This is a genomic window from Exiguobacterium sp. s138 (genome assembly GCF_018618775.1).
GTDB lineage: Bacteria > Bacillota > Bacilli > Exiguobacteriales > Exiguobacteriaceae > Exiguobacterium_A > Exiguobacterium_A artemiae.
On record NZ_JACSMW010000004.1, the window covers coordinates 111,877 to 127,269 of the forward strand.

A 15,393-nucleotide genomic window follows, 5' to 3' on the forward strand; every position below is an offset into this window, starting at 1 on the left:
TCCGTTATTCGAAAGGGGAATCATTTGTTTTGCCACGTACTGTTGTTTCCACGATTCAGTGGTTTTTGTTTATTATCTGTACTAACATTGCCCCGCCACTCGCGATTGCCGCCTCATTTGAACTATCAAGTGCAGATACCCTCGCTTTCCTCTCTCGTTGTTTATTTGTTTTTGCGATTTTGAGTCTGGTTCAGGTTTTATTCGGTCATCGTCTGCCGATCATGGAAGGTCCTGCCGGTATTTGGTGGGGAGTATTCGCGCTTTATTCTTCAATCGGGATCACATTGTACGGCAGTTACTCCAATACGTTACAGTCTCTTGGTTTTCTCCTGATCCTAAGCGGGATTATCTGTATCATCTTGACCCTGACCGGGGTACTTCGCCGCCTCGTTCCTTTGTTCACACCACAGGTCATCGGTGTTTATATGTTACTGTTATCGGCTCAATTATCCGGTTCGGTCATGAAAGGACTGCTGAATATTGAAGATGGAAAGATTCAGGTGCTTCCTGCCGTCATTTCTGTCTTAACTGTCATCATCTCACTCTACTTGGAACGCAGCGACCGGTTACGGCAGTATGCTTTATTGATTACCCTGCTCGTCGGTTGGAGTATGTTTGCTTTGATCGGGCGTGCCGAGATGCCGGCGTTTGACGGTCCATTCTTTACCTTCCCTGATTTGATGCCGTTCGGTGGCATTCAGCTCGATTGGAGTTTACTTCCGACAGCACTTATCATCTCGTTATTACTGATGACAAACGTCTTGGCGAACATCAAAGTCATTGAACGAATCATCAGCGCAAAACGTGGAGAGAAGGTCAAAGGACAAGTTGCGACTGCCGGTGTGACTGCCGGAATCGGACAAATCTTCGCAGGAATGTTCGGAACAGTCGGTCCTGTTGCGATTTCCGGGACAGCCGGTTTCATCGCCTCGACGGATAATACGGACCGGAAAGCCTTTGCGATCGCTAACGTTGTTTGTCTGTTCCTCAGCGTGGTCACGCCGTTCGTCGGACTGATTGCCAAGATCCCGGTCGCTGTCGGATACGCGATGGTCGCTCCGATCGTTGCCGGTATGGCCATCATCGGTGTGACGGAAGCTTCGCGGGAGTTGAACCGTCAGACCGCGATGATTACGGTCGGACTGCCGGTTCTCGTCGGAATCGGTGCCCTGCTCCTTCCGAAAGGCGCCACTTCCGATTTACCTCCGCTCGTCACGACATTGATGTCGAACGGTCTCGTACTCGGAACACTCGTCGCCCTGCTCGCAGAATCTTTACGCCATATTCGGACGAATGATTGAATTGCAAAAAAACCCTTAAATGTTATATTGAAACAGTTAGAAATAAACATTTGGAGGTTTATGATGAAGAAATTCACAAAAATTTTAGGTGCAACTTTACTTTTATCAACTTCCCTTTCACTAATAAGCCCTAAAGATACCCAGGCCTTAAGTGGAAATGAAGGTACTTATTTCTATTATACTCCTGCAGCATCTCCTGTTTATAAATCAAAAAGTTATGGTGCATGGAAAGCAGAATCCAAGACAATGCACGGTCCACAAAAAATGAGTATATCCGAGAAAGTAAAAACTAGCTGGAGTGTTACTGGAGCAGGTGAAATTTCAAGGGGTTCTATTAAGGGGTCTTTAGAAGGGTTCTTCGGTAAAGATAAAACTATAACGGTGAAGTCTGAAGAATACATTCCAAAAGGTAAAAAAGGTACTTTTAAGACGCGTGTTGTGTACAAAAACTATACACAGAAATACAATCAATGGTTTACCACAGATGGTCATCGTAGCAAAACAGGCAAAACAAAAACAATTAAAATCAAGAAAAAATATAATGTAGAAGGTAAAATCAGTATTACGAAATAACAGTTTACACAGAAAACTTATAAAACAACTCCAGTATGAATATGGAGTTGTTTTTTTATCTATTTTGGAAGTAAACTATTCATCACGAAAAATAAAAAATACCTACTATGACAGACAGTTTGATTGTTTCAACTGTCTGTCATAGTAGGCGTTATACAGCGCTACTTTTTTTATTTGTTCGATTGATTCTCATAATGAAAACAGACGGTTTTCCATACCTTATCAGTATAGGATCAACGGATTCCTTTCATAAGTACTTGGAGCTTTTTCGAAAAAACAAGCAGTAATAATCCGAAGAAAACGGCAACTAAGCCCGTGATACCAAAATACATTACTTCCGTATCACGATCATAAAACTTAACGATTTGGGCATTGACAGCCTGTCCAGTAGCATTTGTCATGAACCATAAACTCATGGTCTGTGCCGAAAATGCAGATGGAGCAAGTTTTGTCGTCGCAGATAAACCGACCGGAGAAAGGAGAAGTTCACCAATCACGACTAACAGAAAACTAAATACTAACCAAAGGGGACTGACCAACCCTTCCGTTCCGAACAATAGACCTGGAACCATCATGACGATGAAGGATAAGCCGGCAAATACTAAACCAAACGAAAACTTTTGAAGCGTTGTCGGCTGACGATCCCCAAGCTTAATCCATATACTTGCAAAGACTGGTGCCAGTGCAATAATAAACAGCGGATTGACCGATTGGAAAAGTGCCGGACTGAATTCATATCCGAAGAAACTTAACTCAGTGCGTTGATCGGCAAATTTAGATAACACATACGTTCCTTGTTCTTGAATGGCCCAAAAAATAACAGCCGCCAAAAACAATGGAATGTATGCATACAATCTTGATTTTTCGTCAGAGGTAATTTTAGGACTACGCAACATGAAATAGAAATAAAAGATCGGAATGATGACTCCAAGAATCGTTACAACAAACGAAAACGTATTGATTGTCAACCAACCAATTGTTGAAGCAATCCAGCCAAGAACTACAATACCAACTAAGGAAAAAGAAGCTACTTTATAAAAACGTACTCTTTCTTCTTTAGGCATCGGATTTAATACATACTGACCAGCTTGTCCGAGATTTTTTTTCTTCGTCAATACAAAAACAACTAATCCCAAAAACATACCTACTGCCGCAACAGCAAATCCAGCGTGGAAACCTGCCTGCAAACGTACTCCGTCTACGATAATTGGAGATAAGAATGCACCTGCATTGATTCCTGTATAAAAAATACTAAAACCGGCATCACGTCGATTATCCGTTTTACTGTACAGATCACCTACAATATTCGAAACGTTTGGTTTCAATAACCCTGTCCCAATTACGATTAAGCCCATTGAGAAGAACAGTGCTGTAGCACCTGCTGGTAAAGACAGAACAATATGTCCGGTCATAATCAATACACCGCCGTAAAATACGGTCCGTGATGTTCCGAGCAAACGGTCTGCTATCCATCCGCCGATGACACCAGACATGTAAACTAGTGATCCGTAGATCGCCATTATGGAAGACGCCATTTTCTCGTCGATTCCAAGACCACCATCTTTTACAGAGTAGTACATATAATAAATGAGGATGGCGCGCATCCCGTAGTAGGAGAACCGTTCCCAGAACTCTGTGAAGAAGAGCGTGAACAATCCTTTCGGGTTTCCGAAGAACCCTTTCTGCGGAACAGTCTTGTAGACCTGATCGCGATCAAAATCTGCCATAATGAAGGCTCCTTTCGTCTACCGTTGAATTCGTGCATGGTCTAAAATCTTTTTCCCGCTTTCCCCAAATGATAAGCGTCACTTAACCGATTAAAAGATTTGCACCATTTTGACTGAATTGTCTCACTTCTTTTTATATATGAGACAGCACTATATCATTCAACCGTAAATCATTTGACGAGTCAAATATTAATTTCCGCCCACAAAAAAAGAGTGACACGAAAAATCCGTTCACTCAGGTCTGCATCTCTTTTGATTCCACAATCGTCACGCCCGGCGGTTCATGCAAGGTATGATGAATCATTGCCTGTGCGACCTTTGCCGCTTCAATCGGTGCATACGGACTGCGCCGCAACAAGGGGCGTAATACGGTCGACACCCGGGCCGCCGCCTGTTCACCGAAGCGGAATTCGTCCCGATCTCCTAATAACAATGAAGGTCGGAAGATCAGCAAGGCATCATAGCCGAGCACACGTAATCCGTTTTCCGCATCGCCTTTGACACGGTTATAAAATGTTTTCGCATTCGGATGCGCACCAAGTGCTGAAATCAGGGCGAATCGAGTGGCTCCCAGATCAAGCAATTCCCGCCCTACTTCAATCGGATACGTGTAATCCACGAGACGAAACGCTTCTTGCGATCCGGCCTGTTTAATCGTCGTCCCCAGCGCACAGTAGACGTGATCCACTTCCGGTAATTCGATTTCCGTCACATGATCAAAATCAATTACCCATTCTTCGAGTTTTTGATGAAATCGATTCATCGGACGACGTACGAGAACATGTACTTCCTGATACGCATCATGCGCCAATAGTTGATCGACCAGTTCTTGCCCCACTAAGCCGGTCGCGCCTAAAATAGCTGCTTTCATCATCCATCCTCCTCTTGATTTTCACGTTGCCCGATCGGTAAGAAATAGGATCGATTGCCCGTGATCCGTTCACCTGCCCGCACCCCGACAGCACTTGGTCGCCCGCCAAGCACAAACACGCCAAACATGTATGCGACTTCTGTTCCATCTTCTAATGACCACATCGGTAATTCCTGATACCGTTGATACACGGCCGACTGATTGCTGAATGAACGTTGTTCGTTACTGAACAGAACCGTCCCGTCCCCTTGACGGACGGTCACGGTATCCCCTTCCCGTCCGAAGATCGGTTTTTCGACGAAAGCCTGGTGCTGACGTAAAAACGGCTCCGGACTCAAATAGGTCGGCAGGAAATATGCCGCAATGACCTCATGATCGTGTCCGGTCAAATAAGGATGATCGGTTTCATGCAGGAGCCAAATCAATGCCAGGACCGACTTCGCCTGCATCAGGAAAGCCGATGGTGGATTGATGATTTCAAGCAGTCCCATCTCGACGAGCTGAAGCAATAAACGTCCGAGCTCTGTTCCGTCTTCATCACGGTCGAGTAAAGCCATCTCGATCGGAAACGTCTGCCTGTAAAGAATATCGATTCGTCGTCCCTGCTGGTCATACAATCCATCTTCTGCCCGTATCTCAAGTTCGTCAAGAGGACAGTATGTAGCACCGGCAACAAATTGTTGCAGATACTCTGTCGTCCACCGGTCTTCGATGTTGTCTCCGTGTGAAGTAAACACGACATGCGGATTTTCGTGATGGATCCGGTGGCTTGCCGCCTTCACCGCACGATCAACGCTGTCCGCCAACTGTTTCGCCTGCCCGTCATTGTACGATCCCAATCCCACTTTCCGTGCAATCCGGTCGTTGACTTCAAAACATTCCTTGATGAACGTCGGCGTATCCGCATTCCATTCCATGACCGATATCCGATTGCCTGTGACAATGAAATCAAAACGGCTGATGACCGATAAAGGCCGCATCGTCTGTAACCGTAAAAAGGACAGGGCAGCTTTCGGAAAACCGAGTTCAATCAATCCGTCGTCATCCATTGTCCAAAGAATCGGAATCACTTTTTCAAAGATGGTATAGGCTTCCCGAGCCGCCGTGCGTAAGGCTTCGATCGTTTCTTTCGGAACAGGCATCACTTCTGCCAAGGCATACGTTTCACCGTCGAGCACATCCCAAAAAGCGTCAATATCCCCGTAGAGTTCCTGCCGTGTCCTCATCCGCCGAAGAAGCCGGACGATGATCCCGTCCCAAATCCTTTTGTCTTGCTGTTATAACTTTTGACGTCTTTTGACCGGGGTGTATACCCTTTCGTCCGCATCGCACTATGCATCAAGGCACGTGAAGCAAAATAACTTCCTCCCCAGTAAAAGAACCCGGAGTGTGTCGAGCTTGAATCATCGCAATACCAAACACCTTCATCATTATCATATTCATAATCGTCACAATCCGGATCATCCGGACGCTCCGCTTTTGCATTATCCGATCCACACCCGCTGAGCGTCGTTCCGACCAACAATGTAGCTGCAAGTGTCGCCTGTTTCATCCAACTCACATCGCATACCCCTTTCATCACAATTTGTTATTCTAAGTATACGCTTTTTCCAGCAAAAAAGTTTCTAAGTCGTTCCGGAACTTTTTTCGTTAATGCCAGTAGAATAACGAAGAAGACTTGAGGAGGAATTCAAATGTCACTTGCCTATTATGTCGAAGATCAAAATGAATTTAAATCCATTTATCAATACAGCCGTTTCGCCATTGATCCGGAAGAAATCATTGCGCATCAACTCTGCGAATTCCATATCATCGAAGGGCACTTATACGAGTTGCGGTCCAATGAAATGGACGGGGAATATGACCAGTTGATTGTCGATCATGTCGAGGCTTCCCCCCGTGATCCAGCGGACCGTGTCTATCCGCCGCACCAGATTCATCTCGAGTTCCGGCGCTTCCAGGCAGGCGGTTCACATCCCGTCATCAAGACAGTGACAGTCCCGAATCATATTCAGGCCATGCGCTTTTTGGTCAAAGATAAACTGAGTGTACCGGATCACGGGGTCTTTGAGCGAGACAGCTGTGAAGTCGATTTAGACCGAAACTGTTACGTGATTTATTTAGGTGAAGAAATCATTTAATGAGAGAATTAAGTATAGTTCGTTTTCAAGACACGTTTTTTTTGGCATACTAGAGGATAAGAACGAATTAATCGAGGTGAACACACATGAGCGAACAACCAAAAAAATTGTCTCTTCAAGAAGCAATGATTGAACAATTAAAAGCAAAAAAACAATCACAGACAAAACGTCCGACCGGTTTGCGCGGAACAGAAACAAAACAAATGACAAGCCAAAAAACGAAAAAAACGAACAACCAGAAAAAACGGACAGGCGTCTAATTGAATTCGTGAAATAAGGGAGTAACTATGAGTATTTTAACGGTATCAAACTTAAGCCATGGTTTTGGCGATCGTGCGATTTTCGAAGATGTCTCGTTCCGTCTGTTAAAAGGGGAACACATCGGTCTCGTCGGAGCGAACGGCGAAGGAAAATCGACGTTCATGAACATCATTACTTCGCAGCTTGAACCAGACGAAGGAAAAGTCGAATGGGCAAAACACGTTCGGGTCGGCTATCTGGATCAGCACGCTGTTCTTTCCAAAGGACTCACGATTCGTGATGCCTTAAAGGGAGCATTCCAATATCTGTTCGACATCGAACAGGAAATCAATGATCTGTATACAAAAATGGGCGAAGTCGAACCAGACGAACTCGAAAAAATGTTAGAAGAAGTCGGTGTCTTGCAAGACATCTTGACGAACAATGATTTTTATACGATCGATGCGAAAGTCGAAGAAATTGCACGCGGTCTAGGTCTTGATGAGATCGGTCTCGATCGTGATGTCCAGGAACTCAGCGGCGGACAGCGGACAAAAATTCTGCTTGCCAAACTGTTGCTTGAAAAACCGGATATCCTTTTACTCGATGAGCCGACCAACTACCTGGATGTGCAACATATCGAATGGTTGAAACGTTACCTTAATGATTACGAAAATGCGTTCATCTTGATTTCACACGACATTCCATTCCTGAACAGTGTCATCAACTTGATCTACCATATGGAAAACCAAGGACTTAACCGTTACGTCGGTGATTACGACAACTTCCTGACTGTCCATGAGGCGAAGAAGAAGCAACATGAGTCAGCCTTTAAACGTCAACAGCAGGAAATTTCCGAGCTGAAAGATTTCGTCGCCCGCAATAAGGCCCGTGTCTCGACACGTAACATGGCGATGTCGCGTCAGAAGAAGCTTGATAAGATGGACGTCATCGAACTCGCGCAGGAACGTCCAAAACCTGAGTTTCATTTCCAGACAGCCCGGACACCAAGTAAGTTGATGTTCGAAGCAAAAGGACTTGTCATCGGATACGATGAGCCGCTTTCCCGTCCGCTTGATTTGATGATCGAGCGCGGTCAAAAAATCGCGTTGCACGGAGCGAACGGTATCGGGAAGTCGACTTTGCTGAAAAGTCTGCTCGGAGAGATTCCTTCGGTTTCCGGTACAGTCGAACGCGGGGAAAATCTTCACATCGGCTACTTCGAACAGGAAATTAAAGAAAAAAATTCGAATACGTGTATCGAAGAGATCTGGGGTACATTCCCGTCTCTGACACAGCAACAGGTCCGGGCCATGCTCGCGAAATGTGGTCTGATGACGAAACACATCGAATCGAAAATCGAAGTGCTCAGTGGTGGCGAAAAAGCGAAGGTCCGCCTTTGTAAATTGATGAACACGGAATCCAACATTCTGGTTCTCGATGAGCCGACTAACCACTTGGACGTCGAAGCAAAAGAAGAACTCAAACGTGCGTTACAGGAATACAAGGGAACCGTTCTGTTGATTTCACATGAACCTGAATTTTATGAAGCCGTCGCAACGGATTTATGGAATTGTGAATCATGGACGACTAAAGTATTCTAAAGGCAAAAACGATTGGACGGAAGACGGAACCCGATTTTACATCGAGTTCCGCGTTCCGTCTTTTTTTGTGTTCTCATTTAATTCATAGACTTAATCATTGCCTTGTTCATCGATTTGTATCAAACTAAATGGCAGATGCAACTTTTTCTGAAGGAGTGGATGTCATGGAAACCATTACTAAAAAAGCCAACTTATCATTACTCGAACTGCCGAGCGGCGGAGAGGAGTCTTTATTTTGCCGGCTTTATTCCCCGGCACTCGCCGGTCCCGCTCCACTCATCGTTCTGTTCCATGGATTCCCCGGGAAACAATTGAACATGGATTGGGCCGTTCAATTACAAAACCTTGGTTTTCATGTCCTCGTGACGTCTTACCGCGGAACGATCGGCAGTCCGGGTGCATTCCGTTTCCGGCATGTTCTTGAAGACGCGACCGCCGTCATGCAACATGTCGTTTCTCCTGAATTTACGCAGGCACATGATATCTCAGCCGATCAGATTTCAATCGTCGGTCACAGTATGGGCGGCTTTGCCGGACTCCACGCCTTCATTGATGTTCCGGACATTGCCCATTACATTGGAATCTCTCCGTTTAACTTCGGTTTGATTGGTCAACTCGTACTCGACTATCCGGAACACGAAGAAGCGTTGCAGGGTGTGTTGAGTCGTGGTGCCACGTTCCTGTCCCATACCGACGGCGACATACTGCTCGACGAACTAAAACGACATCATGCGACGTGGAACCTGCTGTCACTGAAAGAACAACTCGGAACACGTTCCGCCTTGCTTGTGACGTCGGAACGTGATGAGACGTCCATCAAATCACTTCATCATGACTTGCTTCAGGATGCCAGTGCCTTTGAACAAATCATCGTGGACAGTGACCACAATTATATCGAAAATCGGGAAGATGCCTTCCGGGCTTGGACCACATGGTTAAGACGACGTTAAAAAAACGAGCGTCCTCATTTTATCAGTGAGGACGCTTGCTTTTTAGGTGTTGCTGTTTTCGGACGGACCTGCATCCGGTACAAAATCAGCGTGAACAGCGTTAATGTGGAACAGGCATACCAAATGGTCGTGAAAAGTGTTCCTGTATCCGTTCCGATGAAAATCCCGTGAAGTGTCATCAAGAGCCAGGCCGGCAGGACAAGCCAGTGCGTTAATTTCCATAATGTTTTTCCGAGCGCCTCTTTCAAGAAATCAGAAGTAACCAAGACAAAACCAAACAGGTACAGACTGATCGTTCCAAAGGCATTCCAAAGCGGCTCATAGGATGCCGTTCCCGGAATCAGAATTTCAAGCAAACTCAGAGGAGCATACGTATCGACGACGATCAGCGTCGCATGAAGCACAATCGCCAATAATCCGGCCCAGCCACTGTACAGGTGAATGTTATGCAGACGTGCCTTTTGTTTTCTCAATGCCGGGAATGAACCGAGTAGACCGGCTAACACCGATAGTGTCAAAAAGAAATGTCCGCCCAACCCGCTCAAACGAATCATCGTCCACGTTGAAAATAACCACTTTATCCAGTCCATATGGCTTGTCCTCCTTTCTCTTCCGCTACCATTTTTCCTGACTCATCCATCAATAGTAATCGTCCGTTCGGAAACCACTTGAACAGTTTGTTCTGTCGCTCGGATTCTGTCATCTGAAAAGCGAGTTTCGTCATCACTTCTGCCTCATAAAGTTGTGGCGCAGACGCCGTGATTTGGACGAATCGGCTTTCAATCGGACGCCCTGTCTTACCACTTAACAAATGATGGTTCGTCCTGTCGCCCACTTTCCAGGAACGATACATCCGGCTCGAGGTCGCGACAGCTCCTTGCCGTAACCGGATTTCTGCAATCTCAGTTTCTGTCTTCGGATCTGTGACGGCAATTTTCCACGGCTCGTCATCAGACCAGACAATGACGTCTCCTCCAGCCTCAATCAATCCGCGTGGCTGGTTCTTCCGTAAACGTTGGGCAACCATCATTGCCGCTGCTCCCTTGCCGATTCCGCCTAAGTCAATCGTTCCTCCCCCTACCCGCGTCACTTCACATCCTTCGACTAAAAACGGACTGATTTCAGGCGGCGGGATTGCTTCTGATTCAACGGCCTGTCGGAAAGGAAACGATCGGTCGTAACCGTTTGCGCGCTGCTGTTCAAGTAGGAAGGGCGAAAAGTAATGTTCGGTCTGTTCAAAATAATGGATTGCCCGCTGCAACAGTCGTGCAAGCGGTAACGATACCGTCAGCGTCTGCCCAATCAGCAGTTGATTCAACTGACTGACTTCGCTGGACGAACTGAATCGTGACCATTGCCGGTCCACATAATGAAAGAACTGCTCGATGTCCTGCCATTCCTTTTCTTCGATCCTTTGGTTCGTGATAAAACGAATGTTATTATGCATCGAATAGAGTTGCCGCTCCATTTCGTTTCACCTCCTATTTCGAATGACTGGACTGACCGTCACTTCCGCCGCTCGGTTGATTAAATCCGGAAGAATCGTTGCTTTGCCAATTACCGTCATCGTCGTCATCCTCTTCGTAGTAATATCCGTTGTCTTCATCTGACTCTCCCCATTCATCGTCATCACCGTTAGACGGCTGACTCGGGATTGTCGTCTCGTTCGAATAAGAATCTCCTGTATTGATGGTATTCGCCGGCTGATCGTTTGTCGCAACGGTCAACTGACCAATCGCAAGTCCTAAAAAGACACTGCTGCTCAGTCCCACAATCCATTTCGCGAACGGTTTCGGTTTCACATTTTTCCTCTCCTCTCGTTTCCTGTTATCTTTACTGTATCGATAAAAACTGACAACTAGCTGATGACAACTGTGGGATAATAAGAAAAAACAAACCGGGAGGAACAAGGATGCGGATTTTGATTGCAGAGGATGACAAGCGACTTGCCAAAATGCTGCGGCTTCATTTGGAACGTGCCGGCTATCAGGTAGATGTGGCTCATGACGGACTCGAAGCCATCGAGCGATGTCAGACTTTTCGTTATGATTTATTGGTCCTCGACTGGATGATGCCACATAAAAGCGGGATTGAAGTAGCGACTGAATTGCGCGGGGAACGCTTTGAAGGCGGGATTCTGATGTTGACGGCCCGTGATACGGAAATCGATTTGGTACACGGACTCGACAGTGGTGCCGATGATTATCTCGTGAAGCCCTTTCAGGCAAACGAACTGTTAGCACGCCTCCGCGCCTTGAGCCGGCGTCAGAAAAAGGCATTCGTCTCGACTGTTTCGTATCAGGAACTCGAACTTGATATCACGACTCAGACGATTTCCTATGCCGGACAGTTACTTGAGCTGACACGTCGTGAATTCGAATTTCTGTCGCTCTTGCTCCGCCGCCCGGAGCAGGTCATGGGACGTGAGCTGATCATTGAAGTCGTTTGGGGAATCGGCGCAGATATCACCGATAATGCACTCGACGCACTCGTTCGGCTCGTCCGGAAAAAGCTCGATGCTGCCGGTGCACCGGCTTTGATTCAAACGGTTCGCGGATTCGGTTATCGGCTCGGAGGTCCTCATGCTTGAAACCATTCGAAAACGGCTGACGCTACTATTCAGCGGAACGTTTTTACTGTTGTTGATTCTGATTTTAGTCGGTGTTTACTTCACGACCGCCCGGCTGCTCGATCAAACCGAGCTGAACCAATTAAAGTCAGTGTCCGACCGCGATCTGTTCGAACGGATCGAGCACGGCGAAGACCGGTTAATCCGCAATCCGATTTACTTTCAGATTATGAATCCGGACGGTTCAGTCCGCTTCACATCGCTTCCTGACGACTTACCGGCGAAGACCCTTCAGCGCTTTATGACCGCAGATGAAGAAACTCAAAAAGTCGAATTCGACGACCGGCACTATCTGCTTTATCAACGGGATAATGATGAACAGGGTATGATTGTTCTGATGAAAGACATCTCTGCCACACAGGATACACTCCAGCGCCTGATCGCCATGTTAGCCGGCATCACGATTTTGTCGACCCTTGTCTTGATGGGTCTCAGTTACGTACTCGCCGGTCGTTCCGTCGTTCCCGTTCAGCAAGCCTTTGACCGACAGCGCCGTTTTACATCAGACGCTTCTCATGAACTAAGGACGCCGCTGACGATTTTATACAGCGGCATCGAGTTACTCGAGACCGAGCCGCTCAGCACGGAAGGAAAAACAATCTTATCGGATTTGAAGGCAGAGACGGCCTCGATGCAGTATTTAGTTTCCGACTTACTGTTGTTGGCCCGGGAAGGTCAACCCGGATCCATGAGCCCGATTGATTTAAGTACACTCGTCACACAGACTTCTGAACGGTTTAAACATACGTTAGTCGACCGGACATTGGCCTTATCTGTCGCGCCCAATTTGTTGATCAAGGGCGATCCTAACCAGTTGATCCGTCTGTTGACGATCTTTCTAGAAAATGCCGCTGCCTACAGCGATGCTAATATTGAAGTTTACCTGCAACAGACGTCAACCGATGTTCGATTAACCATCGCTGATCACGGAATCGGCATTCCACCGGAAAATTACGATAAGATATTTGAACGGTTCTTCCGCGGTGATCACTCTCGCCATGGTACCGGAACCGGGCTCGGGCTCGCCATCGCCAAATCGATTGCCGATGCACATCAAGCCACTATCTTTGTTGAATCCACACCCGAAACCGGAACACGCTTCACGATTCTTTTTCCAATTTCTTAATGACCGTCAGCTAACTGTCAGATAACCCGGTTAAAGTAACAGTATGTTCCATTACTTATCAAGGAGGTTATCTTATGTTAGGTGGCGTACCGCTTCATCCCCTGCTCGTTCATGCACCGATTGCTCTTTTACTGTTCGCAACACTCTTATTACTGTTCAGTTTCAAATGGGTCCAGTTAAAATTATTTGTCCTCATCACGTTATTTGCCGGTCTGCTGTCCGGCGTCGCAGCGTATTTATCGGGTGACGGGGCTGAAGAATATGCAGAAACCAATCTGAGCAGTGCAACACACGCGGCCATCTCGAATCATGAAAATTTCGCCTTGTTCAGCCTCGTTGCCTTTGGAATTGCCTTTGTCCTCCTGTTGCTCGGCTACCGTTCCAACAAAAAAACAATGCTTATGCTAAGCCTGCTCGTCGCAATCGTCGGAAGCGGTTTACTCGCTTATACCGGTCATCTCGGCGGACAGATGGTATACGCCAAATAAAAAATCCCCTTTCCTCCAAATAATCCATGGAGAAAAGGGGATTTTCACTTACTTATTTATGATGATCACGGCCCGGACGGCGGTTGCTCGAGCGGCGTGTGTTACCGCGGCCTTCCGCCGGTTTTTTCGTTCCTTTGCTTTGATCGTGCTGTGCACGAATCATTTCATCCGAAAGTTCGACGACAATCGGTGTCACTTCGACACCCAGTTCGCGTTCCATATCACGGAAACTGCGGCCGTCGCGTGGGGTAACGATTGAAATCGCTACGCCGTCGTTTCCGGCACGGCCTGTCCGACCAATCCGGTGAACATAACTTTCCGCATCGTCCGGTAAATCGTAGTTGAAGACGTGCGTGACACCCGTCACGTCAAGACCACGTGATGCAACGTCTGTTGCAATCAGGAATGGTGTTTTTCCTTGATAGAACTTCGCCATCGCTTTTTCACGTTTCCCTTGTGTCAAACCACCGTGCAATTCATCCGTCGGATACCCTTGCATCTGTAATTCTTCATTCAGCTTGCTGACACGGCGTTGTGTCCGGCAGAAGATGATTGCGGCATACGGACGCATCTCGTCAAGCATCGTCCGGAGTGTCGCCTGTTTCCGGCGATCCGTCGTTTCGACGACGAACTGTTCGATGGCGTCGACTGTTACTTTTTCTGCCTCGACTTGGACTTCAATCGGATCACGCAAATACGTTTTCGCGAGTTGCTCGACTTTTTCCGGCATCGTTGCTGATAACATGACGAACTGACGATCAACCGGTGCTGCTGCGATGATATCTTCGATTTCCGGTAAGAATCCGATTTGCAGCATCTGATCCGCTTCATCCAGGACAAGCGTCTTCAATTCACTCAAATCAAGTGTTCCACGACCGACGTGATCCAAAATCCGACCCGGTGTCCCGATGATGATTTGTGGCATGCGACCGAGACGTTGGATTTGTTTGAAGACATCCTGTCCACCGTATACAGCCAGCGCACGGATATCTTCCATGTTCCGGATTAACTTGTGTGTTTCATCTGCAATCTGACGTGCGAGTTCACGTGTCGGTGCGACGATCAACGCTTGAACCGTTTTGCTCTCTAAATCGATTTGTTCGAGAATCGGCAGAAGAAACGCCAGTGTCTTCCCTGTTCCGGTTTGCGCTTTTCCTATTAAATCACGACCGGCGAGCAAATGCGGAATCGCCTGCTCTTGAATAGGCGTTGGTTGTTTGATGCCTTGTTTTTGTAATTTCTTGACCCATTGTTCTTGAATGTGTAGTGCTTCAAATGTTGACATAGTATCCTCCTAAAAATTATCCACAGAAAAAAGCTGTGGATAATCTGCTTCGAATCGACAAAAACAGTTATCCACAGCCGTGCTTTTTCTAGTATACACAATTTACGCGTTTGTTGCTTCCTGTTTTAACTTTCGATCGAGTACAAATGTCCCGAATGGAATGAACGAAGCGATAAAGGCGATTCCTGCTTTTACAAACGACCAACGGTATTTGAATTTAACGACAGCAAGCCATAGCGCATACATGACGAATAAAACACCGTGCATGGCTCCGACGACGGAAACGGCTTCCGGAATGCCTGCCATATACTTTAAGGGCATGGCAATCAACAGTAAGACTAAAAATGAAATACCTTCTAAAATCGCAATCAATCGAAATTGACCTAACGTAGTTCCTAACATCCCGTCACTCCTTTTTTCTGGTTCCTGTCTTTAGTATACGGGACGCCCGTCAGTCT

18 protein-coding genes are annotated in these 15,393 nt (G+C 46.7%); 9 read left to right on the forward strand and 9 right to left on the reverse strand.

Features of this window, described 5'->3' with window-relative positions:
- Positions 1 to 29 precede the first annotated feature (29 nt).
- Positions 30 to 1,301 carry a purine/pyrimidine permease gene (locus tag KNP91_RS10695; RefSeq protein ID WP_012371778.1) on the forward strand — a complete coding sequence of 424 codons (1,272 nt, stop codon included), beginning with the start codon at positions 30 to 32 and terminating at the stop codon, positions 1,299 to 1,301.
- A gap of 63 nt (positions 1,302 to 1,364) precedes the next feature.
- Positions 1,365 to 1,874: a hypothetical protein gene (locus KNP91_RS10700; protein ID WP_012371779.1), complete on the forward strand. Its 510-nt coding sequence runs from the start codon at positions 1,365 to 1,367 to the stop codon at positions 1,872 to 1,874.
- Between the two features lie 233 nt (positions 1,875 to 2,107).
- Here the strand turns inward: KNP91_RS10700 and KNP91_RS10705 are convergent, their stop codons facing one another.
- The 4 genes from KNP91_RS10705 to KNP91_RS10720 form a co-directional block, all read right to left on the reverse strand.
- Entirely contained in the window at positions 2,108 to 3,601 is a 1,494-nt protein-coding gene (locus KNP91_RS10705; protein WP_214767577.1) for a peptide MFS transporter, read from the reverse strand.
- Positions 3,602 to 3,836: 235 nt separating this feature from the next.
- Complete coding sequence (locus KNP91_RS10710) at positions 3,837 to 4,472, reverse strand: NAD(P)H-binding protein (protein ID WP_012371781.1); 636 nt, start codon at positions 4,470 to 4,472, stop codon at positions 3,837 to 3,839.
- Positions 4,472 to 5,698, reverse strand: a complete 1,227-nt coding sequence (locus tag KNP91_RS10715; protein ID WP_012371782.1) for a glutathionylspermidine synthase family protein — start codon at positions 5,696 to 5,698, stop codon at positions 4,472 to 4,474. Before KNP91_RS10715 ends, KNP91_RS10710 begins: the two co-directional genes overlap by 1 nt.
- Positions 5,695 to 6,024, reverse strand: coding sequence for a hypothetical protein (locus tag KNP91_RS10720; RefSeq protein WP_012371783.1), 330 nt, complete (start codon positions 6,022 to 6,024; stop codon positions 5,695 to 5,697). The genes KNP91_RS10715 and KNP91_RS10720 overlap by 4 nt, the downstream gene beginning before the upstream one ends.
- A 142-nt stretch (positions 6,025 to 6,166) precedes the next feature.
- Here KNP91_RS10720 and KNP91_RS10725 point away from each other — a divergent pair, with 142 nt between their 5' ends.
- The 4 genes from KNP91_RS10725 (at position 6,167) to KNP91_RS10740 (ending at position 9,407) form a co-directional block, all read left to right on the forward strand.
- Positions 6,167 to 6,613 carry a hypothetical protein gene (locus KNP91_RS10725; protein ID WP_214767574.1) on the forward strand — a complete coding sequence of 149 codons (447 nt, stop codon included), beginning with the start codon at positions 6,167 to 6,169 and terminating at the stop codon, positions 6,611 to 6,613.
- A gap of 86 nt (positions 6,614 to 6,699) precedes the next feature.
- Positions 6,700 to 6,873, forward strand: a complete 174-nt coding sequence (locus KNP91_RS10730) for a hypothetical protein (protein WP_012371785.1) — start codon at positions 6,700 to 6,702, stop codon at positions 6,871 to 6,873.
- A gap of 27 nt (positions 6,874 to 6,900) precedes the next feature.
- A complete protein-coding gene (locus KNP91_RS10735) occupies positions 6,901 to 8,457 on the forward strand; it encodes an ABC-F family ATP-binding cassette domain-containing protein (RefSeq protein WP_012371786.1) in 1,557 nt (518 codons plus the stop codon).
- 164 nt (positions 8,458 to 8,621) lie between these two features.
- Complete coding sequence (locus KNP91_RS10740; protein WP_214850062.1) at positions 8,622 to 9,407, forward strand: alpha/beta hydrolase family protein; 786 nt, start codon at positions 8,622 to 8,624, stop codon at positions 9,405 to 9,407.
- Between the two features lie 14 nt (positions 9,408 to 9,421).
- Here the strand turns inward: KNP91_RS10740 and KNP91_RS10745 are convergent, their stop codons facing one another.
- The 3 genes from KNP91_RS10745 to KNP91_RS10755 are packed head-to-tail and all read right to left on the reverse strand — an operon-like array spanning position 9,422 to position 11,209.
- A complete protein-coding gene (locus KNP91_RS10745; RefSeq protein WP_012371788.1) occupies positions 9,422 to 9,997 on the reverse strand; it encodes a ferric reductase-like transmembrane domain-containing protein in 576 nt (191 codons plus the stop codon).
- A complete protein-coding gene (locus tag KNP91_RS10750) occupies positions 9,985 to 10,875 on the reverse strand; it encodes an FAD:protein FMN transferase (RefSeq protein WP_214850065.1) in 891 nt (296 codons plus the stop codon). The genes KNP91_RS10745 and KNP91_RS10750 overlap by 13 nt, the downstream gene beginning before the upstream one ends.
- Before the next feature lie 13 nt (positions 10,876 to 10,888).
- Complete coding sequence (locus tag KNP91_RS10755; RefSeq protein WP_012371790.1) at positions 10,889 to 11,209, reverse strand: hypothetical protein; 321 nt, start codon at positions 11,207 to 11,209, stop codon at positions 10,889 to 10,891.
- Between the two features lie 110 nt (positions 11,210 to 11,319).
- On the opposite strand from KNP91_RS10755, the gene KNP91_RS10760 reads away from it, so the two are divergent.
- The 3 genes from KNP91_RS10760 to KNP91_RS10770 all read left to right on the forward strand — a co-directional run bounded on the left by KNP91_RS10760 (position 11,320) and on the right by KNP91_RS10770 (position 13,650).
- Complete coding sequence (locus tag KNP91_RS10760) at positions 11,320 to 11,997, forward strand: response regulator transcription factor (protein ID WP_214767566.1); 678 nt, start codon at positions 11,320 to 11,322, stop codon at positions 11,995 to 11,997.
- Positions 11,990 to 13,162, forward strand: coding sequence for a sensor histidine kinase (locus KNP91_RS10765; protein ID WP_012371792.1), 1,173 nt, complete (start codon positions 11,990 to 11,992; stop codon positions 13,160 to 13,162). Before KNP91_RS10760 ends, KNP91_RS10765 begins: the two co-directional genes overlap by 8 nt.
- A gap of 74 nt (positions 13,163 to 13,236) precedes the next feature.
- Positions 13,237 to 13,650: a DUF2231 domain-containing protein gene (locus KNP91_RS10770; protein ID WP_012371793.1), complete on the forward strand. Its 414-nt coding sequence runs from the start codon at positions 13,237 to 13,239 to the stop codon at positions 13,648 to 13,650.
- A 52-nt stretch (positions 13,651 to 13,702) separates the two neighbouring features.
- On the opposite strand, the gene KNP91_RS10775 is transcribed toward KNP91_RS10770, so the two are convergent.
- The gene (locus KNP91_RS10775) at positions 13,703 to 14,935 is read right to left on the reverse strand and encodes a DEAD/DEAH box helicase (RefSeq protein ID WP_012371794.1); all 1,233 of its coding nucleotides are present in this window, start codon (positions 14,933 to 14,935) and stop codon (positions 13,703 to 13,705) included.
- Positions 14,936 to 15,037: 102 nt separating this feature from the next.
- A complete protein-coding gene (locus KNP91_RS10780; protein WP_012371795.1) occupies positions 15,038 to 15,337 on the reverse strand; it encodes a DUF3817 domain-containing protein in 300 nt (99 codons plus the stop codon).
- Positions 15,338 to 15,393 lie beyond the last annotated feature (56 nt).